The organism is Ruegeria sp. HKCCA5763 (assembly GCF_013034545.1).
GTDB lineage: Bacteria > Pseudomonadota > Alphaproteobacteria > Rhodobacterales > Rhodobacteraceae > Ruegeria.
Genome location: NZ_WQGF01000006.1, coordinates 204,432 through 227,982, shown reverse-complemented (window position 1 = coordinate 227,982; position 23,551 = coordinate 204,432). Strand labels below are relative to the sequence as shown.

The window sequence follows — 23,551 nt, the reverse complement described above, 5'->3', positions numbered from 1 at the left end:
GCCTCGTAGAGCGCGCGGAAGGTTCGACTAAGACGGAGTCCGAAAATCGTTGTATCTGAACCGAGCGGTTTATAAACTGGTACAACGTTCAATCCCGGAGATGACATGACCCAGACCGCCACCATCCTGCGCACAGGCCGTAAGTTTGATCAGGTTTTGCGCGGGGCCCGAGAGGTTTTCATGGCGGACGGGTTTGAAGGCGCAAGTGTAGACGACATTGCCCGCGCTGCCGGTGTGTCGAAAGCAACTCTGTACAGCTATTTTCCGGACAAGCGCCTTTTGTTCATGGAAGTGGCGCAAAACGAATGTCGCCTGATGTCTGAGCGCATTCTTTCAATGATTGATGAGACCAAACCTGCGCGTGAAGTCCTACAGATCGCCGCCACGCAGCTTACGGCCTTTCTTGTATCCGAATTCGCACAGCAAGTGTTTCGGATTTGTGTTGCCGAGCGGGATCGGTTCCCCGAACTGGGCCGTGCCTTTTACGAGGCCGGACCGCAGAACGGTCAAAGACAAATGGCAGCGTACCTCGAAAAAGCGGTGTCCAAGGGAGAGCTGTGTATCGAGGATGTGCAGATTGCAGCGGAACAATTCTCGGAATTGTGCAAGGTGCGCATCTGGTCGCGCGCTGCATTTGGTATTCAAAACTGCTTTCGCCAAGACGAAATCGATGAAATTGCGACGCAGGCTGTGGACATGTTTATGGCTAACTACGGGTGCGGACCGTCGAAAAAGTGATGGCCAACGCCCTGAACAGGACGTCGACCATCGTTCACTCACCAAAACACTCGATACAGATAAGCTTAATTCCAAAAGCCTTTTGAAATCCTTTACTCGATAAATGTTCGCGCCAAGCGATCACTTATGGGCTGCGCCAAAAAGGCAATTACTGCGCGCTCACCAGTGGTTACAAAAAGGTCTGCAGGCATTCCGGGCACCAGGTCCAGTGCCGCAACCTCGTCAGATTGCTGATCGTCCAGTTTGACCCGCGCTTTGTAGTAGGCTTCGCCGGTCCGTTCATCTTCCAACGCGTCGGCCGAGATATCAAAAATGGCGCCCTGCGCTTCGGGAACGTCGGCCTGGGCGAAGGCAGACATACGAATACGCGTGGCTTGTCCGACCTTCAGCTTGTCGATATCGCCTGGTTTCACACGTGCTTCGACAATCAACTCTTGATCGGCGGGCACGATTTCCATGATGTGTTCACCGGGCCTTATCACCCCGCCCGTGGTTGACGCAGCAAGGTTTACAACCCGACCGCTGGTTGGTGCTAGGATCTCGATCCGCTTGCGGCGCTCCACAACACCGGCAAATTGCGGACGCAAGAGGTCAAGCTGTGCATCGACAACGGCCAACTCACCTACAAGGACTTCATCCCTCAGCTTTTGCCGACTGATCATTGTCAATTTCAACTCGCTGACCTGGTTTTCCGCCTGGGCAATCTGTGTCCGAAGCGAAGCATCGGCGCCCAAAAGCCGTTCAACCTCGATCTGCCGCGCACTGACCCGTGTGACCGCAACCAAGCCCTTGTCCAAAAGGGTCCGCAAGCCTTCCAGCTCTGTCTGCGTGATGGCCATCTGGTTCTGCGTGCTGATCCGTTGCTCGTTGAGGCCATCGATTTGATCGCGAAGCGCCGAAATACGTTGTGCGTTGATTTCCACCCCGGTCGCGCGGGCGCGGTATTCGGCATCAAACAGTTGTTTTTGCGTCAGAAAAGCAGAGGCCCATTGCACGCGGCTCATACCTTGTTCAAAGCGCTGAAACGCTTGGGATTCGTCAAACCGTGTCTGCCCTTTCATCTGCGCGATCAGCCTGGCGCGGCGTACAGAAAGTTCGCCGATTTGGCTGCCCAGGACGTTCAGATCAACGTCGATTTCGGTGCTGTCCAAGCGGATCAGCGGTTGTCCCTGTTCAACAAACGCGCCATCGGTGACCAGAATGGACCGTATGATCCCACCATCCAGATGCTCGACGGTTTTGCGGTCTCCTTCAACGACGAAGGATGCAGGGGCCACAACAGCACCGTCAAGTTTGGATGCGAACGCCCAGTAGATGCTTCCGCCGACAAAGGCCATCAGAGTGAAGAGACCAACCAGAACATATAGTCGAATACCGGTTGTAGCTTCAGACATGTCAACAACTTGCGCATCATGAAGATCGGGCGCGGTGTTGTTCGAAGTATAGGGAACGATCCGGGTCATTGGGCGGCTCCTTTAATGCGGGTGTTTTCTGAAAGGCGAAGGGCGGGCTTGCCAGATGCAGCGCGTTGCGCGGACGATTTAAGTACATTTTGAGTTTTGACCTTCAATACGTCGCCCTTGTCGCCGAATTGGGTTTGGGATCCGTTGCGAAGAACCATGACCTTGTTGGCCGCCTGCAAGGTGGCCGGGCGGTGGGTCATCACGATACTGATTGAGCCCCTGGCCTGAGCTGCAAGAATGGCGTCGCGCAACGCTTTTTCGCCATCGGCATCCAGATCCGAGTTCGGCTCATCCAGCACCAACACAAACGGGTCACCATAAAGCGCCCGGGCCAGAGCAAGACGCTGTCGCTGTCCGCCAGACAAGAAAAACCCTTTGCCAATGCGCGTTTCATACCCATCAGGCAAGCCGCTGATCAGCTCATGCAATCCGGCCTCGCGAGCAGCGCGCAGCACCTCGGCGTCGTCGATGAACATTGCAAAGCGACCGATGTTTTCGCGGATGGTGCCGTCAAACAGTTCTACGTCCTGCGGCAGATATCCGATCTGCTTGCCCAGATCTTCTTGGTTCCATTTCGACATTGGGCTGCTGTCAAGCAAAACCTCACCGCGCTGCGGGTGCCAAATCCCGGCCAACATCTTACCCAGCGTTGTTTTGCCGGATCCACTGGGGCCGATAATCGCCAACACATCACCCGCTGACAGGTTGAAATCAATGCCGCGAAGTGTGGCATTAACTGCACGTGGCGGGGCCGCCTGTGCGATTTTCACATCCAAAGATTTGAACGCACGGGGCAGGTGCAGATTGGCGGGTTTTTCTGCGAATTCTTCGGTCAGTTTGGTAATCTTTGTATATGAGCCGCGTGCCGCCAGAAAAGTGCGCCATTGCCCAATCAACTGATCGATTGGGGCCAGTGCACGGGCCAGTACGATCGTGGCCGCAATCATGACACCAGCCGTGGTTTCACCCGTGATGGCCAGTGCCGCGCCAAGGCCAAGCGCCAAAGATTGCAGCCCCATGCGCAGTGTCTTGGACATGACCGAAAAACTAGCAATCCGGTCAGCAACACGGGCCTTCTGGCGATGCGCATCAACCTGAAGGGCCGTCCAGCGCCGAACCAGATCGGACTTCATGCCCAGAGCATGGACCAGTTCGGCATTGTTGTCCCCGGTTCGAAACAACGCGTCCGAGCGCCCACGGGCCTCTGCGGCCTGCTGCATCGGTTGATGTGCACGGGCATTGTTAATCAGGGCCATCGCGGTCAGCGTCAGGGCTCCGGCCAATCCGAGCAGCCCGAGAAGGGGATGCAGAACATACAAAACCAACAGGTAAATCGGTATCCAAGGGGCATCGAAAAAGGCGGTCAGGCTTGTACCCGAGATGAACTCGCGAAACCCGTTCACGTCTTCAACGAGATTGTCGCCCGCAGCGGCTTCACCCTGTACCCGGCGTTTCATGGCGGCCCCAAGAACGGGGGCGCCAACATTCATTTCGAACCGGGCCGCAAGCCTGCCCAGAATACGCATCCGGATCAGATCAAGGCAGGCGATCACCGCGAAGACGCCCGCCAACAGCAACGACAGGGCGATCAACGTGTCAGCATTCTGGCTGGTCAGCACGCGGTCATAGACTTGGAGCATATAGATTGGTCCGGCCAGCATCAGCAGGTTCAGAAACAGGCTAAAGAAGGCGACCGCAACAAATCCTTTGCGCAGCGACCCCCAAGCGGCTTTGACGGGATTGGTTTTCTGCAACATCGTGTTGATCCTTTCCGGTTTGGAAAAACGGGGCGACCTCAAGCCGCCCCGCCTATTGCTTGCTTAAGCGACGAAATCGTCTTCGCTCAGGTCAGCTGAGTTGATGCCGGCCAGACGGACCGAACCTTCGTTTCCGAAGCTGATCACCGCATCGTCACCGTCTTGGGCCACGTTGACTTGGTTGCCAAAATCGGATCCGAAATCACCGAATTGCAGCTGATCCCGAGCAATTTCAAAATCCTCGATGGTGTCATTTCCGAAGTTCGTGCCAAACTGGAACGTATCCGCGCCTTCACCACCGATCAGGACGTCGTCACCGCCTTCACCATTCAGCAGGTCATCACCGTCCGCACCGTTCAGCACATTGGTCTGATCGCTGCCGATGATCACGTCGCCATCATCGGACCCAATAACGTTTTCAATGGAGCGCAGGATGTCGGTTTCAATCTGGTTTTCGATGACGTCCTGCCCAATGACACCGGTGCCACCTTCAGCATTCACGTCCAGCGTGGCCCCTGCATCCACCAGCGTATCCTGCACGACCGGTCCGTTCTGACCAGCAGGTGCATTGTGCAGATGGATGGCCGACACGACGCCAGGGATCGGAGTGTTCAGGTCAGCTTCGTTCAGCCCCACAACGCTCAGTTCACTTGAATACGTGACTTCGCCGGTGGCCAGGTTCTGAGTGATCACAACAGTTGCGTCACCTGTGGCTTCGCTGTCCGAAGTTGGCCCAGGTTCCTGCGCTGCATCCAAACCACCACTGAGGGTCACTGTGCGAATACCGTGTTCCGTCACGTCGCTGTCGACCAGCAATTGGCCACGGATTTCACCACCGGGGAAGTCCGCGGTATGGATGTTACAGTACAGGTTGCCCTGAGCCGCCTGTTCGACAAAAGCCGCACCATCGGTGATGTTTGATCCGAACTGATCCGGCGCAGCAACGACTGCATTCTCAATAGACACGTTGAACCCGGTGTCACGTGTGGCCGTGCCATTGCCGTTGGCGTCCAGACGAACTTCGACCGCAACATCCAGCTCCGAGAAGTCCGCAGTGTCGTTGCCGTCGCCACCGTCGATGAAGTCATTGCCCAGACCACCTGTCAGAACGTTGTCTGCATCGCCGGCGATCAGAACATCATCGCCAGCGCCACCGTCGATGTTGCCATTGGTGGTGCCCAGATCGACAAAGATATCGTCGCCAGCGCTCAGCAGAACATTGCCGTTGATCACACCTGCGTCGTCGTTGACGATTGTAACAGTGCCTGCATCTGAAGCGTCGATGGCATTGACCGTGCCACGGATCTCGCCCTCGTTTAGGATTGCACCCAGCAGGTTCAGACCGCCATCGACGCGGATACCAGCGGCAGCATCCGAGTCTTCGGACCCGGCAATCAGACCTTCGTTGACCACAACACCCGCAAAAGAGGCGTCATCCTGGCTGGTGAACAGGCGCAGACCGTCCCCGACCTGGTTGCCTTCAACCGCGTCGCCACGACCTTGCAGCGTACCTTCGTTCACAACAACCGCCGAGACAACGTCGCCCGACACGTCACCGGTTTGCAGAGATACGGCAGAACCATTGTTGCCTTCGCCCGCATCCACCAAGCCGGTGTTTGTGAACGCATAGTTATCGGCTGTGCCATCCGCATAAACAGTGCCATTGCGCTGGTTTCCGGTGCCAAGGATTTCGCCTTCGTTGAGCACCTCAAGCCCAACGCCATCGATGTTCAGCGCGCGACTGTCTGACGTGACAAGGCCACGGTTAACGAACGATCCGCCGGAATGGTCACCGGTTCCAAAGTAGACGCCGTTCTGACCGCCTGCGAACACACCAGTTTCTTCATTGATCAACTGGCCCTGGAAATTAACATTGTTCACAGCTCGGAATGCGCCAACAGTGCCATTTGCGCCTTCAGATGTGACGCTACCACTGTTGATGATGTTCCCTGTGAACGAGGCAGGCGCAAAGCCACCCTCCTGACGCACACCTTCCAGACGAATGCCGTCGCCCGCCGTACCCAGCGCCGCACCCGCGTTACCACGACCGGCGATGACGCCTGCGTTCTCGATTTCAATGTCACCATTGCCTTCTTCGGCCAGCGATAGCGAGATGCCCGCGCCGTTGTTGTGCTCCCCCGCGTCAATCGTGCCTGTTGCCAGATTGTTGATCGAATAATCACGCGCTGTGTCGTCGGCGTAGATCGTTCCGTTGCGCTGGTCACCGGTACCAAGAACATCACCGCCGTTGATCAGGTCGACGCCAGATCCGTCGATGTTAACCGCGCGACTGCCGGATTGGATGGTGCCAAAGTTCAGCACGTCCAGATCATGTTCACCATTGCCAATGTAAAGGCCGTTGCGAGGGCCTTCGATCACACCGGTTGAGGTGTTCAAGATCTCACCTTCGGCATTTGCGCCATCTGCGATGCGGATTCCGGCAGCTGTGCCCTGATTGCTTTCGGTCGAGATCAGGCCGCTGTTTATGATCTCAGTTTCCAGGATGGTGCCTTCAGCGCCGTCGTCGATCCGGACACCGTCGCCCGCCAGCGGGGTGTTGGCAGCCGCCTGACCGCGGCCCTGAATGGTCGCACCAAAGGCGTTGAACACGTCGGTTTCCACGCGGTCACCGGTTTCATCACCGATCTGCAGGGAAACACCTGCGCCCTGGTTGCCTTCGCCTGCATCAATCGTACCGCCGGTGAAGTTCGAGATCGAGACGTCCTCGGCCGTCGAGTTGGTGTAGATGGTACCATTGCGCTGGTCGCCAGTGCCGACGATGTCGCCAAAGTTGCGCACATCGATGCCCTGACCTTGAATGTCGACAGCACGGCTGTCGGAAGATATGACGCCGCCACGGAAGTTGTCCAGGCTGCCCGAGCTTTCGGCACCAGCAAACTGCACGCCGTTAAACTCACCCGCGATTTCGCCGAAATTGCGAACCGCAGCGCTTCCGGTGACTTGGACACCAGTGGCCAATGCGTCGGGACCATTGTTCGCTTCGATCCGGCCTGAGCGGAAGTTAAAGACATCCACGTCCTGCCCTTGAGCCTGAACGGCGGCAACAGCGTTGTTAGTGACGGTCTCACCAAAGTTCAGCAGGCGTGAAAAATCATTGGCCAGAACAAAGGCAGGTGTGTCGACGACGACTGTGGATTGAAAGAAGTTGTTGATGAGGGTTTGGCCGTCGCGGGATGTCTCTTGTGCCAGGGTCGACGTGGTCAAGAGACGGGCGCGCAGGCTATCTGCAAATTGGGACAACATGGATCACTCCGTCATTAAGTTGCGTTCGTGCTGGCGACCCATCTGCCGGGCCACCGACGCAACAAAGGACTAGGCCGCCCCGCGCGACATCTGAAATTCATGGTTCAAATCGGGTGTATAACCGTCGCGAATACTCACGGGTTTCGTGAGGTAGGCGCAGGCAGTTTCACAGCAAACAAAGGGATTGCGCCAAATCCAGCGCCAGCTGGAAGGCTATTCAATTTCGAATTCTGACAGATTTGTCATCGGATGTGAGCGCCAATCAGAACCGATAGGCCCCTGCAGCCTTCTGGAATCTGTCGCCAAATCGTATCTTGATAGCTGATTAAATCGCGAATTTTGCTTCAGGACGGGATACCCTTTGAACCTCAGAGATTTGGAATATGTCCTTGCCATCGCCAAACACGGCCAGTTCAGTCAGGCGGCGGCCGCGTGCAACGTGTCTCAGCCGGCAATGTCGAACCAGATCAAAAAGCTGGAACAGGAGCTGGGCGCTGACTTGTTCCTACGTCTGAACAACGAGGTGCGCCCAACGCTGTGCGGCGAACGCATTGTCGAGATTGCGCAGCGTATTCTGAAAGACGCCCAGAAAATCCGCGATACAGCGATCGAATTTCGCGACCCCGAGGCGGTTCCGCTGACAATAGGCATGACGCCGACGCTGGCACCATATCTGACGGGTTACTTTTCAGAGCTTTTCAGCACGCTGTTTCCAAGGATGCGCGTTACGCTGATCGAAGATCTGCCCCAGAACATGCTTCATATGGTCGAAGATCACACATTGGATATGGCGCTGGTCGCCAAGGTCAACAACAGCGCCAATTTAGACTTCACTTCAATCTGGTCCGAGCCATTGTTCTTGGCTTTGCGCCAAGGGCATCCGCTGTCAACGCTTACCTCCATTGCCCCCGATGAGGTACCGCCGCATGATTTTATCCGGCTGCCGCACAGTTTTGGCTACGATCTTGAAGATCATTTGCCAAAACAGGACGGGACAACCCGGATCAGCAAGCGTTTTGATCTGACAGCGTTGCGGTTTGAAACGATCTGTCGTCACATTTGCCATTCAGACGACTGCACAATTGTTTCGGCATTGGCGGCAGAACAGTTCAAGCGGGACAACTGGCCGTTGCACTTTATACCCTTTGAAGCACCGGGGCACCTGCGCGATCTTGGCGCCGCCACGCGCCCCAATTGCCCAAGAAAACCAATGCTCGCACGCATCGGAGCCTATATTCGGGAAAATCCACCTGTGGGTGTGATCCCGACTTATCAGTCGGATGGCCTAACTGAAGGTAAAACCAAGCCCTCCGTCACGGTGCCTGAGAAAGCCTGACGTTTTTAAAATGTACCGGGCTGCCCACTCAGCCTATTGACGTAAGCCAAAGTGCGGTTCTATCGGTTGGCGTGTCGAAAGCCACACATGTTTTAGTTGTGGCTCTTGGGGCAAGGGATCGGAGCATGACCAAATCTGAAATCCGCCACGACGGAATGCGCATCGGGGGGCAGGTCGTATTCACGGAAAACACTGTTCCGGTTCACTACCCTTATACGAATGCCGTGATCGGCACGGTTCCGGCTGGAACTGCCCAACACGTGCGGCACGCTTTTGAAATCGCAGCGAACTACACCCCTAGTTTGACGAGGTACGAGCGCAGTCAAATCCTGCGGCGTGCCGGCGAGTTGATCGGAGAAAGGCGCGATTATCTGGCCAAGTGGCTGACGCTTGAGTTGGGGATTTGCCTTCAGCACTCGATCTATGAAACCAAACGCGCACAAGACGTGTTTCAGTTCGCCGCCGCCGAAGCTCTCAAAGATGATGGAGAGGTGTTTTCTTGCGATCTGACTCATAATGGGAAGGCTCGTAAAATCTTTACGAAGCGTGAGCCCGTCAAGGCGATCAGCGCGATTACTCCGTTCAATCATCCGCTGAACATGGTCAGTCACAAAATCGCACCGTCAATTGCGACCAATAATTGTATGGTTTGCAAGCCGACCGAGCTGACGCCTCTGACAGCACTGACACTGGCCGACATTCTATACGAGGCGGGCCTGCCGCCCGAGATGTTCCAGGTCGTCACTGGTTGGCCACAGGATATTGGCGACGAAATGATCACCAATGAAAATATCGACATCATCACCTTTACCGGTGGCGTCCCTGTGGGCAAGCTGATCGCCTCAAAGGCAGGCTACAGGCGACAGGCGCTTGAGTTGGGCGGGAATGACCCGCTGATTGTGCTGAATGATCTGGGCGACGCTGATCTAGAGCGCGCAGCAACGATCGCAGTTGCGGGGGCCACGGGGAATTCAGGTCAGCGATGCACCGCCATTAAACGCATTCTGGTGCAACACAGTGTGGCGGATCGTTTTGTTCCTTTGGTCCTGGAAAAGGCCAAGGCCATCCGGTTTGGTGACCCTCAGAACCCCGAAACCGAGTTGGGTTGTGTCATTCATGCTGACGCGGCAGAGCTGTTTGAGAACCGTGTGATGAAAGCGGCAGAGCAAGGGGCAGAAATCCTTTACCATCCGGGTCGGCAGGGCGCGTTACTGCCGCCGATTGTCATCGACAGAGTCCCTCATGACAGTGAATTGGTCATGGAAGAGACCTTTGGCCCGGTCATTCCGATTGTCCGCGTGCCCGATGATGACGCTGCGGTTTTGCGGATATCAAACAGCACCGCTTTTGGCTTGTCGTCAGGTGTCTGCACCAATGATCTGAACCGGGCCATCGCATACATCAATGGTCTGGATGTGGGCACCTGCAACATTTGGGAGCAACCCGGCTATCGGATCGAAATGTCACCCTTCGGAGGGATCAAGGACAGCGGCAACGGAGTAAAAGAAGGCGTTATCGAAGCGATGAAGTTCTTCACCAACGTCAAAACCTATTCGCTGCCCTGGCCTCAGTAGGTTGTGCGCATCTGGTACCCCTGATGAAACGTCATACGTACGAAAGTCACAGGATCGTTGCGAAACCATGTTGTGCGCTCCAACTGAAACAAGGGTGTACCAGGAGGGACGGCAAGAAATTCCTGCAAGGGTGCCGTGGCGGGAACGGCGGAAAAGGCGATCTCGGCGTTCGAAAATGGCACTTCTGACAACAGCCACTCATTTGGCCCGATGTTCAGAAAGTCCTCGTTCACGACCTGAGGCACAGCACTAACGTTGATCCAGCGTTCTTCGAACTGAAATGGCCGATTGTCGGCGTGGTGCATACATTGCAGATGTACGATCTGCGCGCCTTCTGGAATGTTCAATTTTGCCTGAAGCCACGCGGGACAATCAACCATGGTTCGACTGACCAGGGCATATCGGTACTTGGCGTTCATCTCTTCGATGGTCTGCCGTACCACCGTAATCGGCAACTTGGCTTGTTTTACGGGCGTGGTTACAACGCGCGTGCCGCCCTTGCGCTTGCGGGTTACGATGCCCTGTTCCGCCAATTCACGCAGCGCCCGGTTAACGGTTGCGCGCGCAACGCCAAATTCCGCCGCCAATTCCAACTCAGTCGGCAACAGGCTGCCCTGCGGCCAGACACGGGTTTGAATTCGGTTGATCACCTCATCGCGAATGTCCTGAAAGCCGATGTTTTTTTGCTCGGTCACGCTGCGCATTTTCCATTAAGTATATTCATAATTCAATTATGAAATCATTTAGCCTTCAGGTAAAGAGCCACACCAGAGGCTATAGCTTGGCAAGAAGATCCGTCATCGCCTGACGGTAGTTCGACACGATCTGATCCCGTGCGATATGGCGACCCTCGCTCACCCGGTGGCGACCCGCCGACCAAACGTCAGTGACGACCTGATCTTTTGCCGCAAACACCAACCCATCAAGCAACTGCTCTGATGTCAAAGCGCAAAGCGCTGGGTTTTGGCTGTCGATGGCCACCAGATCGGCCAGCTTGCCAACGGCGACTTCGCCCGAGTCGCGGCCCAAAGCTTTCGCGCCACCCATGGCCGCGCCACAATAGAGTGTCTGCCCGACCGACCCTTCGCCGGCAACCATGACATTGCGCGACAGATCGCGCAGACGCTGGGAATACTCCAACGTGCGCAACTCTTCTGTCAGGGAAATCAACACATTTGAGTCTGATCCCACGCCAAACGTGCCACCCGCGCTCAGAAAAACAGCTCCATTGAACGGTCCGTCCCCCAGATTGGCTTCAGTCACAGGACACAGCCCCGCAACAGCCCCGGTTGCCGCCATATCAAGGGTTTCCTGGTCGGTCATATGGGTGGCATGGATCAGGCACCAACTGTCATCGACCTGCACATTGTCCAGAAGCCACTCGACCGGGCGCGCGCCCAATCCGGCCTGGACTTCGGACACTTCCTTGGGCTGTTCGGCGATGTGAATGTGGCACGGACCGTCACGTCGCGCGGCCAAAACGCGAACCAGATCAGCCGGAGAGGTGGCGCGCAAAGAATGAGGCGCGATGCCGACGCGGCAGTCGTCGGGCAGACCGGCAAGTGCGTCCCGCGTCTGATCCACCAGTTTGCAAAAGCGATCCACATCATTGCCGAACCGGGTTTGACCCGGCTCCAACGGCTTTTCGCCAACCCCGGCGTAAGAATACAGCACAGGCAGATGCGTTAGGCCAATGCCGGTCTCGAATGCGGCCTCCATGATCCGGTCGGATAACTCGGTCAGTCGATCATAAGGTTTGCCGTCTGGTTGATGATGCAGATAGTGGAATTCACCGACTGAGGCATATCCAGCTTCCTGCATCTCCATATAAACCAAGGCGGCGATTGCCTGAACCTGATCCGGTGTCAGATGTTTAGTGAATCGATACATCAGATCGCGCCACGTCCAGAAACTGTCTCGACCCGCAAGGCGGTATTCGGTCATCCCAGCCATGGCGCGCTGAAATGCATGGCTGTGCAAATTGGCAAGTGCAGGCAACAAAGTGTCCACGCACACATCCCCTGGTCGGCCTGCTGTCGCCGGTTGAAGCGATACGATTCTACCGTCTTCAACCTCGACCCGCGTATTGCTTGCCCACCCCCCGCTCAACAGAGCACGTTTTGCAAAGATCGCCACGATTTTCACCTCATTTTATGGATAGACATATTGCATATAGAAATGTACGAGAAAAGAGAGAACTGCAAGGAGGCGCAGAGTCGGATGCACTCGCAAGATCGGGTTTTTTCAGATCTGAACGCGGCAACGATGGTTGCAGGACCTGCAGCTTATGGGCTGATCCACGACGCGGCGATTGCGGTCAAGGATGGCGGGATCGCATGGGTCGGGCCTGAAGCCAGCTTGCCGGAGCAGTTCAAAGGGTTTTCGCAAACTACTTTGGACGGCCGTCTTGTCACGCCTGCGCTGATCGATTGTCACACCCATGTGGTGCATGGCGGCCATCGTGCTGTCGAATTCGAGATGCGGCTGAACGGTGCCAGCTATGAGGAAGTCGCGCGCGCGGGCGGGGGCATCATCTCGACTGTGAAGGCCACGCGCGAGGCTACTGTCGAAGAACTGATCACGCAGGCGCTGCCGCGTTTGGATGCGATGCTGGCCGAAGGTGTTTCAGTGATTGAGGTCAAGTCCGGTTATGGCCTGGATCGTGACACCGAATTGAACATGCTGCGAGCCGCCCGCGCGCTGCCGGACCATCGCCCCATTCGCGTTGTAACCAGTTTTCTGGGCGCACATGCGGTGCCTGCTGAGTATAAAGACCGACCTGACGCTTATATCGCCGAGGTCTGTATCCCAACCCTACGAAAAGCCCATGACGAGGGCTTGGTGGATTCAGTGGATGCTTTCTGCGAAGGAATTGCTTTCCTCCCGGACCAGCTGGCGCCGTTGTTTGATGCGGCGAAAGACCTTGGCCTGCCGATCAAATGCCATGCCGAGCAACTGTCCAATCTCGGGGGCACAAAACTGGCCGCCTCATACGGCGCTCTGTCCGCGGACCACATCGAATATTTGGACGAAGAAGGCGTTCGGGCGATGGCCAATGCGGGAACAGTCGGAGTGATCCTGCCCGGCGCCTTCTATACCCTGCGGGAAACCCAAGCCCCTCCAATTGATTTGCTACGCAAGCACAACGTGCCGATGGCGTTGGCCACTGACTGCAACCCGGGGTCGGCCCCGATGACATCGCTGCTTTTGACCATGAATATGGGCTGCACCCTGTTTCGCATGACACCGGAAGAGGCTCTGACCGGGGTCACCACCAATGCGGCCCGCGCCCTGGGTCTGTCCGATTGCGGCCAGATCGCCCCCGGACAGCGCGCCGATCTTGCGGTGTGGAACGTCACCCACCCGGCAGAACTAGCCTATCGTGTGGGCTTCAACCCTCTTCATACTCGCATACTTGGAGGCGCAATTTGACGACCCTGACACTCACCCCCGGTGCAGTCACTTTAGCGCAACTGGAACAGGTCTATCGCGAGGAATGCGCCGTGCGGCTAGACCCTGTATGCCGCGCCGGTATCGAGGCTGCTCATGCGCGTATCGCCGAGGCTGCTGCGGGTGAGACTGCAGTCTACGGCGTCAATACCGGCTTTGGCAAGCTGGCCAGCGTCAAGATTGCCGCCGAGGATACAGCGACGCTGCAACGCAATCTAATTCTGTCCCATTGCTGTGGTGTTGGCCCGGCCATTCCGCGCACGGTTGCGCGGCTGATGATGGTGCTGAAACTGCTCAGCCTCGGGCGCGGCGCGTCTGGCGTGCGGCTGGAACTGATCGACCTGTTGGAGGCCATGCTGGACAAAGGTGTGACCCCGCTGATCCCTGCGCAAGGCTCGGTTGGTGCGTCAGGCGATTTGGCGCCGCTGTCGCATATGGCCGCAGTTATGATGGGCGCGGGTGAGGCCGAATTCGGCGGGACTGTTATGCCCGGTGGTGAGGCGTTGGCGGCGGCGGGTTTAACACCCGTTGAGTTGGGCCCCAAAGAAGGTCTGGCGCTGATCAACGGCACGCAGTTCTCAACTGCGTTTGCTTTGGCGGGATTGTTCGGCGCGTGGCAAGCGGCGCAGAGCGCGTTGGTCACTTCGGCACTGACCACCGATGCAATCATGGGATCGACCGCGCCGTTGCAGCCCGAGATCCATACGTTGCGCGGCCATCGCGGCCAGATCGAAGCCGGGTCCACGATGCGGGCTATCCTAGCCGGTTCTGTAATCCGCGAAAGCCATCGCGAAGGCGATACACGGGTACAGGACCCCTATTGCATCCGCTGCCAACCGCAGGTTGTCGGTGCCGCGATGGATGTGCTGAGGCAGGCAGCCAAGACGTTGGAGATTGAGGCAAATGCCGCCACCGACAACCCGCTGGTTTTGCCCGAGGCCGGGCTGATCGTCTCGGGTGGCAATTTCCACGCGGAACCTGTGGGCTTTGCTGCCGACATGATCGCTCTGGCGCTTGCCGAGATCGGAGCCATTGCACAGCGTCGAATTGCGCTGATTGTCGATCCAGCGCTCAGCTTTGATCTGCCGCCTTTCCTGACGCCAAATCCCGGCCTGAACTCGGGCTATATGATTGCCGAAGTGACAACCGCCGCGTTGATGAGCGAGAACAAACATCTTGCAAACCCCTGCGTGACGGATTCAACACCTACGTCAGCCAACCAAGAAGATCACGTTTCGATGGCGGCCCATGGCGCGAGGAGATTGGGACAGATGGTCACCAATCTGGAACGTATTCTGGGGGTCGAACTGCTTTGCGCTACGCAAGGGGTCGAGTTCCGCGCGCCATTGCCTACCAGTGAGACCCTTCAAGCTGTAATGGCCAAGCTAAGAGCTGTGGTCCCTGTATTGGGTGATGATCGATACATGGCGCGCGAGATCGAAGCAGCATGGACCTTGATCGCCAGTGGCGAGATCGCACATGGCACAGGCATCGCGATGCCGGAGCTTGGCGCATGACTGGTTCGGTTCAAGTCATACGTGGTGACAGCCCTGTTGTTCTGGGCCTGCCGCACACCGGCACCGATGTGCCCGCAACGATCGAGGCCAAGCTGAACGCGCGGGGCAGGGCGTTGGCGGATACGGACTGGCATATCCACACGCTTTACGAGGGCCTCCTGCCTGGCGCGACAACTGTGCGGGCAACCTTTCATCGTTATGTGATTGACGCCAATCGCGACCCGTCAGGCGTGTCGCTTTATCCCGGTCAAAACACAACGACGCTGGTCCCGCTTACGGATTTTGACGGGCAAGACATCTGGGATATTCTGCCAACAGAGAAGGATATAGTTGAAAGGCGCGAGGCGTTTCACGCCCCCTATCATGCCGCGCTGCGGGCCGAGCTGGAGCGGGTCAAGGCGATCCATGGAATTGCGGTTTTGTATGATTGCCATTCAATCCGCGGCCACATCCCCTTTCTTTTCGACGGCATTCTGCCTGACCTGAACATTGGAACAAACAATGGCGTGACGTGCGCGCCCGCTATCGAAGCCATCTCACATGAGTTCGCGTCATCCTCACCGTACAGCACCATTTTGAACGGCCGATTCAAGGGCGGATGGACGACCCGGCATTATGGCAACCCTGCCGAGGGCATCCACGCCATACAGATGGAACTGGCGCAGTCCACCTACCTGAGCGCTGAAACTGCGCCTTGGACCTACGACACTGAAAAGGCCAACCGCCTGCGCCGCTGGCTAAAAGACATACTGGACGCCATCCAGGACACTGCATTGGAGATTGCCGCATGACCGATCCTCGCAAGAACACCCGTGATGTTTACCCGCCCACCGGGCCAGAGCTAAACGCCAAAAGCTGGATGACCGAGGCACCAATGCGGATGTTGATGAACAACCTGCACCCGGATGTCGCGGAAAACCCGCACGAGTTGGTTGTTTATGGCGGTATAGGGCGCGCGGCGCGGACGTGGAACGACTTCGACACGATCGTCGCCAGCCTCAAGGATCTGGAAGAGGATGAAACGCTGGTCGTCCAGTCCGGAAAGCCGGTGGCCATTGTGCGGACCCATTCGGATGCGCCCCGTGTACTGATCGCGAATTCGAATCTGGTACCCCATTGGGCCAATTGGGATCACTTCAACGAGCTCGATAAAAAGGGTCTGATGATGTACGGCCAGATGACCGCTGGCTCGTGGATTTATATCGGTACGCAGGGCATCGTTCAGGGTACCTATGAGACCTTTGCCGAAGCCGGACGTCAGCACTATGGCGGCGACCTGACCGGCAAGTGGATCCTGACCGGCGGATTGGGTGGAATGGGCGGCGCGCAGCCTCTGGCGGCTGTCTTTGCTGGGGCCTGTTGTTTGGCTGTCGAGTGCAACCCCGACAGTATCGATTTTCGCCTGCGCACCAAATATCTGGATGAAAAGGCCGAAACGCTGGACGAGGCGCTAGAGATGATCGACCGCTGGACCAAGGCGGGCGAAGCAAAATCAGTGGGCCTTTTGGGCAATGCCGCTGAAATCTTTCCCGAGATTTACCGACGGATGCAGGCCGGTGGCATGCGACCCGACATTGTCACTGACCAAACCTCGGCCCATGATCCGGTCAACGGGTATCTGCCGCTGGGCTGGAACATGGCACAGTGGCGGGACAAGCGCGAAAGCGATCCCAAAGCGGTCGAAAAAGCGGCGCGCGCATCGATGAAGCAGCACGTGGCCGCCATGGTCGATTTTTGGAATGCGGGCGTTCCGACGCTGGATTACGGCAACAATATCCGTCAGGTGGCCCAGGATGAGGGACTGGAAAATGCCTTTGCCTTCCCCGGCTTCGTGCCCGCCTATATCCGCCCGCTCTTCTGCCGGGGTATCGGCCCGTTCCGTTGGTGCGCGCTTTCGGGCGACCCCGATGACATCTACAAAACAGACGCCAAGATGAAGGAGCTGTTCCCCGAGAACACCCATCTGCACAACTGGCTCGACATGGCGCAGGAGCGGATCGCGTTTCAGGGCCTGCCCGCACGCATCTGCTGGATAGGGTTGGGCGACCGGCATCGGGCCGGGTTGGCGTTCAACGAAATGGTCCGCAATGGCGAGCTGAAGGCACCCGTTGTCATTGGTCGAGATCATCTGGACAGTGGTTCGGTAGCCTCGCCAAACCGCGAGACCGAGGCGATGAAAGACGGTTCGGATGCAGTCAGCGATTGGCCACTGCTGAACGCGCTTGTGAATACGGCGTCGGGTGCGACATGGGTCTCTCTGCATCACGGCGGGGGTGTTGGCATGGGGTTTAGCCAGCACGCAGGTGTCGTTATTTGCGCAGACGGCACGGACGAAGCGGCCAAACGGCTTGAGCGGGTTCTCTGGAATGATCCAGCCTCGGGCGTTTGGCGTCATGCAGATGCCGGATATGAGGAGGCCAAAGCCTGTGCGCGTGAGCACGGGCTGCGTTTGCCGGGCATTTTGGGCTGACTGACCCTTTCGAAATTGATTATGCTGGTGGCCAGCGCCGATGGCTTTGGTTTTGAGCAGGGACTCTTTTGGTCAGGACCAGGCCGATCAGCAAATCGTAAGGTTAACGCCATTCCACCAAAGCAGCTTGTCCGTTGCGCGATGTAACACATGTGCGTTCAGGTCTTTCGGAAGGCTAGATGTCCGCCCAATGACCACGCTGGCCGAAGAGATGGAAGACACTACTGCCAGCATGGACCTCGCGGCATTTCCGCTTGATTTGGGTTCGTTTGCGCCAACACGGTTGCGCAATTCAGTTTTATCGATAATAAATCTGCGGCAACGCAAGCTGCAGGAAGTTTTATAGATAAAATGATCATCCCTCATTCCGGCTGGACCCGAAAGTCTGCGCAAGCTGTTCATGATCTTCCGTTGATGGATCTTCTGTTTCGGGCGCAAACCGTGCACCGCGAGAACTTTGATCCCAACAAGGTCCAGACGTCAAAACTCCTGTCGATCAAGACCGGTGGGTGCGCCGAGGACTGCGCCTATTGCTCGCAATCGGCCCGCAACGGATCAACCCTTCCGGCGTCCAAGCTGATCGAGGTTCAGCGCGTTCTGGCCGAAGCCAAGAAAGCCAAGGATGGTGGCGCAACTCGGTTCTGTATGGGTGCTGCGTGGCGCGAACCCAAACCGCGTGACATGCCTGCCCTAGTTGCGATGGTCGAAGGCGTGAAAGCGATCGGTATGGAAACCTGTATGACACTGGGCATGCTGGATGACACTCAGGTCGTCCAGCTGCGCGACGCCGGGTTGGATTACTACAACCATAACATCGACACCTCTGAGCGCTATTACTCCGAAGTGATCACCACCCGCACTTTCTCGGACCGGATCGATACGATGAACCGGGTGCAGGAAGCCGGTATCAAGGTCTGCTCGGGCGGTATACTGGGTATGGGCGAACATACCGGCGACCGTATCGACATGTTGCTGACCCTGGCCAACATGACCCCTCCGCCGGATTCGGTTCCAATCAACATGTTGATGCCGCAGGCTGACACGCCGTTGGCCGATGCAGAGCCGATCGATCCTATCGACTTTGTGCGGATCATCGCAACCGCCCGTATTCTGATGCCCAAATCTTATGTTCGCCTGTCTGCCGGACGCAGCGATATGAGCGACGAGATGCAGGCGATGTGCTTCTTCGCCGGTGCCAACTCGATCTTTGTGGGCGAAACGCTCTTGACTGCGGAAAACCCCGAGGAAGACACCGACTCGATCCTGTTTGCGAAACTTGGCATTCAGGCTGAAACGGCGGAAGACCACAAGCGCACGGAAGCTGCCGAATGAAAGCAGTCGATCGACTGGAATCCATGCTTGATGCGCTTGAAGCCCGGCACCGCCGCCGGGCTTTGATCCCTGCGCAGGGTTTGGATTTTGCGTCGAACGATTATCTGGGTTTGGCGGGGTCAAAACTGTTGCAAGATGCCGCAAAGGCTGCCTTGGCGCGCGGTGTGCCGGTTGGCTCTGGTGGCTCGCGCCTGCTACGGGGTAATCACCCCGAACACGAGGCGCTTGAACAGGAAGCTGCCGCATTCTTTGGATCTGAAGCCGCGCTTTTCATGGGCGGAGGGTTTCAGGCCAATCAAGCAATCTTTTCCACCCTGCCAGCAGCCGGAGATCTGGTGCTTTATGACGCACTGGTCCATGCCAGTGCCCATGAAGGGATGCGTGCGAGCCGCGCGGATCTGCGTGCCTTTCGCCACAATGACGTAGAAGATGCACGCAAGGTTCTGGCCGAGTGGCAGTCGACGGGTGGATCGGGCCACATCTGGATCGCAGTGGAAAGCGTGTATTCCATGGAAGGCGATCTTGCACCGCTGGAGGATCTTGCCTCCTTGGCGCGCGAGGCCGATGCCGTACTGATCGTGGATGAAGCACACGCCACTGGCGTTTTTGGCCTGAACGGCAAAGGTCTGGCGCATGGTCTGAGCGCGGAGGTTCTGACACTCCATACCTGCGGCAAGGGTCTGGGCGTTTCGGGCGGTCTGATATGTGGTCCGCGTGTAATGATTGATACGCTGATCAATCGCGCGCGGCCCTTTATCTTTGCAACCGCGCCTTCGCCTTTGAACGCTGCCTTGGTACGGGCAACTTTGCGGGAATTGGCGACCAACGCTCAATTGGTCGCTGCTGCACATGACCGTCTGCGTCATGCCCATCACGTGGCCCGGCAAACAGGACTGCCGGATTCGGCCCTGACCAGCCAGATCATCCCGGTTATTTTGGGTGACGAGGCCAGAACGATGGCGACGGCCTCTGCCTTGCAGCAACAGGGCTTTGACATCCGGGGTATTCGCCCCCCCACCGTTCCCAAGGGAACGTCCAGACTGCGTGTGTCGATCACCGGAAATGTGACCCACGAGGATATCTCGGCGCTGTTTGCCACCATCGCCAGCCATCAATCGGAGGCCGCATGAGCGCGTTGATTGTCGTCGGAACCGACACGGGCGTCGGAAAAACCGTTTTTTCCGCTGGTCTGACCGCAGCGTTGAATGCAGGGTATTGGAAACCCGTTCAGTCGGGTTTGGAAGATGCGACGGACACAGAAACCGTCCGATTGTTGTCCGGTGCGGAAGTTTTGCCTGAGGCGTATCGCCTGAACCTGCCGGCCTCACCCCATCTGTCTGCCGAAGACATGGGTGTTGAGATTGATCTGTCGCGCCTTGCTGTGCCGCAGGTTGACGGGCCGCTGGTCGTTGAGGGGGCAGGGGGCCTGATGGTGCCGCTGAACCGCCAGTCCTATTACCTGGACCTGATTGCCCAGTGGCAGGCCCCGGTTGTGCTGGTCGCACGCACGGCGCTGGGAACGATCAACCACACCACATTGTCTCTGATGGCCTTGCGTGGCGCTGGATGTGAGGTTGTGGGTGTTGCCTTTGTCGGTGAGGCTGAGCCGGATGTTGAACAAACCATCGTAGAGATGAGCAATGTCCGTCACCTTGGGCGCCTTCCGGTTCTAAGCGAACTGACACAGCAAACCCTGAAAGATGCCTTCTCAGAAATTGACGTTGTCACCATTCGGAGGTTCTTGTGACCCCGCTTGAGTTTGACGCCCGCCACCTGTGGCACCCCTATACCAACGTCGCCAATCCCGGCGCGATGCACCTGATCGACCGGGCCGAGGGCGTTTATCTGTACCGGGAAGACGGCGTGAAGATGATCGACGCCATGTCCTCGTGGTGGTGTGCGATCCACGGTCACAAACACCCTGAGATCACATCTGCGATGCAGAACCAATTGGAGAAGATGCCCCATGTGATGTTCGGGGGGCTGACGCATCATCCAGCCATTGATCTGGGGCGCAGGATGATCGACATGCTGCCCGAAGGGCTGGATCGCATTTTCTACTGTGACAGCGGTTCGGTTTCGGTCGAAGTGTCGATGAAGATGGCTGTGCAGTACCAAATGGCACATGGCCGCAGCGGCAAGTTCGAGTTCGCTACTATTCGGGGCGGTTATCACGGCGACACCTGGAAGGCGATGAGCGTCTGCGACCCGGTCACCGGTATGCACGGGTTGTTCCGCGGAGCCTTGTCGATCCAGCACTTCCTGCCGCGCCCGCACGTGCGGTTGGGTGACGAATGGCCCGCAGATTCGGTACAGAACGGGCTGGAGCCGCTGGAGCGCTTGCTTGCCGAAAAAGGCGACCAACTGGCGGCCCTGATCCTTGAGCCTGTGGTTCAGGGCACCGGTGGTATGTATTTCTATCACCCACAATGGCTGCGCGCGGCACGTGCCTTGTGCGATGCCCACAATGTGCTGATCATCTTTGATGAGATTGCAACTGGCTTTGGCCGCACCGGTAAGCTGTTCGCCATCGATCACGCTGACGTCAAACCTGATATTTTGTGCTTGGGCAAAGCGCTGACCGGTGGACATATCTCATTCGCGGCAACGGTTACCAGCGAGCAGGTGGCTTATGGCATCGGCAACAGTGAGGCAGGCGTGTTCATGCACGGCCCGACTTACATGGCCAACCCTCTGGCCTGTGTCGCGGGATCGGCAAGCCTTCGTCTGCTGGCCGAGGGGAACTGGGAACGGCAGGTTTCTGATATTGAGGCCCAGATGCGCACCGAACTGGAGCCAGCTCGCGTTTTGCCTGGCGTAGCGGATGTCAGAGTCCTTGGTGCCATCGGCGTTATCGAAATGAAGGATACGGTTGATCCTTCTGTCGCCCACCGGCTGGCCCCAAAGACCGGAGTGTGGCTACGCCCCTTTGCGCGCAACATCTATTGCATGCCCCCTTACGTAATCTCTCCTGACGAGCTCAGCCAGGTCACGAGTGCAATGGTCGCGCTGGCCGGGGGGCAGGGATGAAACACAGGTGGCTGGAGCAATCAGGCGACGGCATTCTGATCCTTGTGTTCGGGGGTTGGGCGCTTGGTGCTGCACCGTTCCTGGGTCTATCCGGTGGCGCGTCTGTTCTGTTGGTTGATGACTACACCCAGCTTGATGACCCCTTGCCTGATTTGACAGGGTTTGACCGTGTCGACATGCTCGCGTTTTCCTTTGGCGTGGCATCTGCCGCGCATTGGCTGGCTAATACTCAGTTTCGCCCCGACCGGCTTGTTGCCGTCAGTGGCACCCTGCATCCGACCTGTCCGGACCGTGGGATTGCGCCCGAAATGATACGGGCGACGGCGGATCAGCTGACGACCTCCAGTTTTTCCAAGTTTTGCCGCCGCGCGGGGTTGTCTGTTGAGGCACCAGAGCTTGACCTCGCAGCAGCGCAACAAGAGCTTCACGCAGTGATCCGTCGCGGATCGGCCCTGAATCCCGGGTTTGACCTGGTGTGGATACCCGATCGGGACCGTATCATTCCAACGAAGGCGCAAGAGGCTGCCTGGGCGGAGACCTCAGCTTCGGTCAAACGTGTTGCAGGGTCACATGTACCCTTCGGGTCAGGCCAAAATTGGGCGGAGTGGCTGTCATGACGGCGCAACCGGCAGATAAGGTCCAACGCAGCTTTAGCAGAAGCTTTGACACCTATCACGACACAGCCAGCCAACAGGCGTGGGTTGCTGATAAACTGGTTTCTGAACTGCGCCGTGTGGGCGCACCGGGGCAATTTCGCACCGCATTCGAAATGGGGTGTGGCACCGGGCATCTCACCCGGACGTTGCGGCAAAATTTCGATCTGCCTGACCTTGTTCTGAACGACATCGCGCCGCAAGCCCAGGCAACGGCAGACGCCGAAGCGGCCGTATTTATCGCAGGCGACGTGCGTATGGTGCAATGGCCCGGCCAGATCGACCTGATCGCTTCAGCCTCGATGATCCAATGGATGGACGACCCGACCGGGCTGCTACAGCAGGCGGTCGATGCATTGGCCCCCGGTGGCTGGCTGGCCATTTCAGGATTTGGACCTCAGCAATACAAAGAACTGACAAGCATCGGATCAACAGCCCAGGCGCCTGGCCTTTGCGGGGCAGACGCCCTTGTCGCGGCCATTGAGGGGTCAATGCGGGTTTTGACCGCCGGGGAACGCATCCGGCCATCATATTTCGAAACTCCGCGTGACGTTTTGAAATACTTGCGCCGAACCGGGGTGAACGGTCGCGCGCAAGGGGCGTGGACCAAGTCCACTCTGGCCCGGTTTGAGAAAGACTATGTACGAAGCTTTGCGACGGATGACGGGGTGTCTTTGACATATCACCCGGTTTGGATCATTGCCCAAAAGCAGTAAGCGGCTATTCGGCGACCACCAAACCATTTCGTTTGCAAACAACATTTGGCAAATGCCCTTTGACGGGTGAGGGTCCGTAAAAAGCAGATTGATATGTCTGTCTGAATCCAGAGTGACCAGCGCGCACTTACCCGGCTTTTCCCGTCAGTTACCACGATCTGGACCTGCGCATTCCGAGCAGCAATACGCGCCAGATTGGTTTCTTGCAGTTCATGAAGCCTAAAGCTGGATTCGGCATTGACGGCACCGCC

19 protein-coding genes are annotated in these 23,551 nt (G+C 57.4%); 14 read left to right on the top strand and 5 right to left on the bottom strand.

Annotated elements, in window-relative coordinates:
* Positions 1–105: 105 nt before the first annotated feature.
* A complete protein-coding gene (locus tag GOV89_RS12505) occupies positions 106–738 on the top strand; it encodes a TetR/AcrR family transcriptional regulator (protein WP_171176892.1) in 633 nt (210 codons plus the stop codon).
* Between the two features lie 92 nt (positions 739–830).
* On the opposite strand, the gene GOV89_RS12500 is transcribed toward GOV89_RS12505, so the two are convergent.
* From GOV89_RS12500 to GOV89_RS12490, 3 genes are all read right to left on the bottom strand, one after another.
* Positions 831–2,201 (bottom strand): HlyD family type I secretion periplasmic adaptor subunit, encoded by a 1,371-nt coding sequence (locus GOV89_RS12500; protein WP_171238314.1) that lies wholly within the window; start codon positions 2,199–2,201, stop codon positions 831–833.
* Positions 2,198–3,958 (bottom strand): type I secretion system permease/ATPase, encoded by a 1,761-nt coding sequence (locus GOV89_RS12495; RefSeq protein ID WP_171238313.1) that lies wholly within the window; start codon positions 3,956–3,958, stop codon positions 2,198–2,200. Before GOV89_RS12495 ends, GOV89_RS12500 begins: the two co-directional genes overlap by 4 nt.
* A gap of 63 nt (positions 3,959–4,021) precedes the next feature.
* Positions 4,022–7,222 (bottom strand): S-layer family protein, encoded by a 3,201-nt coding sequence (locus GOV89_RS12490; protein WP_171238312.1) that lies wholly within the window; start codon positions 7,220–7,222, stop codon positions 4,022–4,024.
* 361 nt (positions 7,223–7,583) lie between these two features.
* On the opposite strand from GOV89_RS12490, the gene GOV89_RS12485 reads away from it, so the two are divergent.
* Together GOV89_RS12485 and phnY are read left to right on the top strand one after the other, a co-directional pair.
* Positions 7,584–8,558, top strand: coding sequence for a LysR family transcriptional regulator (locus tag GOV89_RS12485; RefSeq protein WP_171176901.1), 975 nt, complete (start codon positions 7,584–7,586; stop codon positions 8,556–8,558).
* A 125-nt stretch (positions 8,559–8,683) separates the two neighbouring features.
* Complete coding sequence (phnY, locus tag GOV89_RS12480; protein WP_171176903.1) at positions 8,684–10,132, top strand: phosphonoacetaldehyde dehydrogenase; 1,449 nt, start codon at positions 8,684–8,686, stop codon at positions 10,130–10,132.
* Here phnY and GOV89_RS12475 read toward each other — a convergent pair.
* Both GOV89_RS12475 and GOV89_RS12470 read right to left on the bottom strand, forming a co-directional pair.
* Positions 10,126–10,836, bottom strand: coding sequence for a GntR family transcriptional regulator (locus GOV89_RS12475; RefSeq protein ID WP_171176906.1), 711 nt, complete (start codon positions 10,834–10,836; stop codon positions 10,126–10,128). The genes phnY and GOV89_RS12475 overlap by 7 nt on opposite strands.
* A gap of 70 nt (positions 10,837–10,906) precedes the next feature.
* Complete coding sequence (locus tag GOV89_RS12470) at positions 10,907–12,271, bottom strand: formimidoylglutamate deiminase (protein WP_171177295.1); 1,365 nt, start codon at positions 12,269–12,271, stop codon at positions 10,907–10,909.
* 81 nt (positions 12,272–12,352) lie between these two features.
* Between GOV89_RS12470 and hutI the strand changes: the two genes are divergently transcribed.
* The 11 genes from hutI (at position 12,353) to GOV89_RS12415 (ending at position 23,300) form a co-directional block, all read left to right on the top strand.
* Complete coding sequence (gene hutI, locus GOV89_RS12465) at positions 12,353–13,564, top strand: imidazolonepropionase (RefSeq protein ID WP_171177297.1); 1,212 nt, start codon at positions 12,353–12,355, stop codon at positions 13,562–13,564.
* Positions 13,561–15,099: a histidine ammonia-lyase gene (hutH, locus tag GOV89_RS12460; RefSeq protein ID WP_171238311.1), complete on the top strand. Its 1,539-nt coding sequence runs from the start codon at positions 13,561–13,563 to the stop codon at positions 15,097–15,099. The genes hutI and hutH overlap by 4 nt, the downstream gene beginning before the upstream one ends.
* Positions 15,096–15,890 carry an N-formylglutamate deformylase gene (gene hutG, locus GOV89_RS12455; RefSeq protein WP_171176910.1) on the top strand — a complete coding sequence of 265 codons (795 nt, stop codon included), beginning with the start codon at positions 15,096–15,098 and terminating at the stop codon, positions 15,888–15,890. The genes hutH and hutG overlap by 4 nt, the downstream gene beginning before the upstream one ends.
* The gene (hutU, locus tag GOV89_RS12450) at positions 15,887–17,569 is read left to right on the top strand and encodes a urocanate hydratase (RefSeq protein ID WP_171176912.1); all 1,683 of its coding nucleotides are present in this window, start codon (positions 15,887–15,889) and stop codon (positions 17,567–17,569) included. The genes hutG and hutU overlap by 4 nt, the downstream gene beginning before the upstream one ends.
* Positions 17,570–17,759: 190 nt before the next feature.
* Positions 17,760–17,915 carry a hypothetical protein gene (locus GOV89_RS12445; protein ID WP_171176914.1) on the top strand — a complete coding sequence of 52 codons (156 nt, stop codon included), beginning with the start codon at positions 17,760–17,762 and terminating at the stop codon, positions 17,913–17,915.
* Positions 17,916–17,920: 5 nt separating this feature from the next.
* The gene (gene bioB, locus GOV89_RS12440) at positions 17,921–18,901 is read left to right on the top strand and encodes a biotin synthase BioB (protein ID WP_171238310.1); all 981 of its coding nucleotides are present in this window, start codon (positions 17,921–17,923) and stop codon (positions 18,899–18,901) included.
* Entirely contained in the window at positions 18,898–20,031 is a 1,134-nt protein-coding gene (locus GOV89_RS12435) for an 8-amino-7-oxononanoate synthase (protein WP_171176919.1), read from the top strand. Before bioB ends, GOV89_RS12435 begins: the two co-directional genes overlap by 4 nt.
* Positions 20,028–20,648 (top strand): dethiobiotin synthase, encoded by a 621-nt coding sequence (gene bioD, locus GOV89_RS12430; RefSeq protein WP_171176921.1) that lies wholly within the window; start codon positions 20,028–20,030, stop codon positions 20,646–20,648. The genes GOV89_RS12435 and bioD overlap by 4 nt, the downstream gene beginning before the upstream one ends.
* Positions 20,645–21,931: an adenosylmethionine--8-amino-7-oxononanoate transaminase gene (bioA, locus tag GOV89_RS12425; protein ID WP_171176923.1), complete on the top strand. Its 1,287-nt coding sequence runs from the start codon at positions 20,645–20,647 to the stop codon at positions 21,929–21,931. Before bioD ends, bioA begins: the two co-directional genes overlap by 4 nt.
* Positions 21,928–22,548, top strand: a complete 621-nt coding sequence (locus GOV89_RS12420; protein WP_171176925.1) for a pimeloyl-ACP methyl esterase BioG family protein — start codon at positions 21,928–21,930, stop codon at positions 22,546–22,548. Before bioA ends, GOV89_RS12420 begins: the two co-directional genes overlap by 4 nt.
* Positions 22,545–23,300, top strand: a complete 756-nt coding sequence (locus GOV89_RS12415) for a methyltransferase domain-containing protein (protein WP_171176927.1) — start codon at positions 22,545–22,547, stop codon at positions 23,298–23,300. Before GOV89_RS12420 ends, GOV89_RS12415 begins: the two co-directional genes overlap by 4 nt.
* The last annotated feature ends 251 nt before the right edge of the window (positions 23,301–23,551 follow it).